This is a genomic window from Nitrosomonas sp. HPC101 (assembly GCF_009833125.1).
Taxonomy (GTDB): domain Bacteria; phylum Pseudomonadota; class Gammaproteobacteria; order Burkholderiales; family Nitrosomonadaceae; genus Nitrosomonas.
This window is the reverse complement of the sequence record NZ_QRCC01000024.1, coordinates 1-1,482: the sequence shown is the minus strand read 5'-3', so window position 1 is coordinate 1,482 and position 1,482 is coordinate 1. Positions and strand designations below refer to the sequence as shown.

Annotated in this window: 1 protein-coding gene and 1 pseudogene; both read right to left on the bottom strand. The window is 48.8% G+C overall.

The window, feature by feature from the left end; all coding sequences use genetic code 11:
* Positions 1 to 39 precede the first annotated feature (39 nt).
* Positions 40 to 1,230 (bottom strand): elongation factor Tu, encoded by a 1,191-nt coding sequence (gene tuf, locus ABO04_RS11695; RefSeq protein ID WP_160810852.1) that lies wholly within the window; start codon positions 1,228 to 1,230, stop codon positions 40 to 42.
* Between the two features lie 28 nt (positions 1,231 to 1,258).
* Positions 1,259 to 1,482, bottom strand: a pseudogene (gene fusA / locus ABO04_RS11690) (elongation factor G); the annotation flags it as partial.

Genomic DNA, 1,482 nt, shown 5'->3' with positions numbered 1-1,482 from the left:
CTCATTTTAAATGACAGCTACCAACCGTAGCCTTATGGTTTATTCAATCACTTTAGCGACGACGCCGGCGCCAACGGTACGCCCCCCCTCACGGATAGCAAAACGCAACCCTTCAGTCATCGCAATTGGTGCAATCAAATTAACATTAACTGATATATTGTCGCCAGGCATCACCATTTCGACACCTGCCGGCAGTTCAATCGAGCCTGTTACATCAGTCGTTCTGAAATAAAACTGTGGGCGATATCCAGCAAAAAATGGTGTGTGACGTCCTCCTTCTTCTTTACTCAACACATAGATCTCTGCGGCAAACTTGGTGTGTGGCAGTATGCTGCCCGGCTTAGCCAGGACCTGACCTCGCTCAACTTCCTCGCGCTTGGTACCTCTCAACAGAATACCAACGTTGTCCCCAGCCTGCCCCTGATCCAACAGCTTCCGGAACATCTCAACACCAGTACATACTGTTTTAATAGTAGGCCTCAACCCCACAATTTCTATTTCATCACCCACCTTAAGCACGCCACGTTCTACACGTCCGGTGACAACCGTTCCACGCCCGGAGATCGAAAACACGTCTTCAACAGGCATGATAAAGGCTCCATCAATCGCTCTTTGCGGCTCCGGTATGTATGAATCCAAAACATCCGCCAGCTTCAGAATAGCCGCCTCGCCAATGTCACTTTGATCTCCCTCCAGCGCCTTCAAGGCCGAACCAACGATGATAGGCGTATCATCTCCCGGAAAATCATACTTGGACAACAGTTCCCGTATTTCCATCTCGACAAGCTCAAGCAACTCGGCATCGTCCACCATGTCAGCCTTATTCATGAAGACGACGATATAAGGTACCCCTACCTGCCGTGCCAATAAAATATGCTCGCGTGTCTGCGGCATGGGCCCATCCGCTGCCGACACCACCAGAATGGCACCATCCATCTGCGCCGCGCCTGTGATCATGTTCTTCACATAGTCAGCGTGACCCGGGCAATCAACGTGCGCGTAATGGCGTTTATCCGTTTCATACTCAACGTGGGATGTGCTAATGGTAATGCCACGTGCCCGCTCTTCGGGTGCCGAATCTATCTGAGTGTACGACTTGGCCTCTCCACCAAATTTTCTGGTCAGTATCGTCGTGATCGCCGCCGTTAACGTCGTCTTACCATGATCCACGTGACCTATCGTCCCTACATTCACATGCGGCTTTACCCGCTCAAATTTACTTTTCGCCATTACGCCAACCTCTTTTTATTTAATAGCTCTATTTTTTACTGATAATTGCCTCAGCCACATTTTTGGGAGCTTCGGAATAGTGTTTGAATTCCATAGAATACGTTGCCCTGCCTTGAGTAGCAGATCGAAGCACAGTGGAATACCAATACATTTACGCCAATATCACATCTGCTCGTATAACGTTAAACACTAGAATACCGTCCACTGCCTGAATAATACATCTACTTGACTATCGATTTCCAACCACATTAC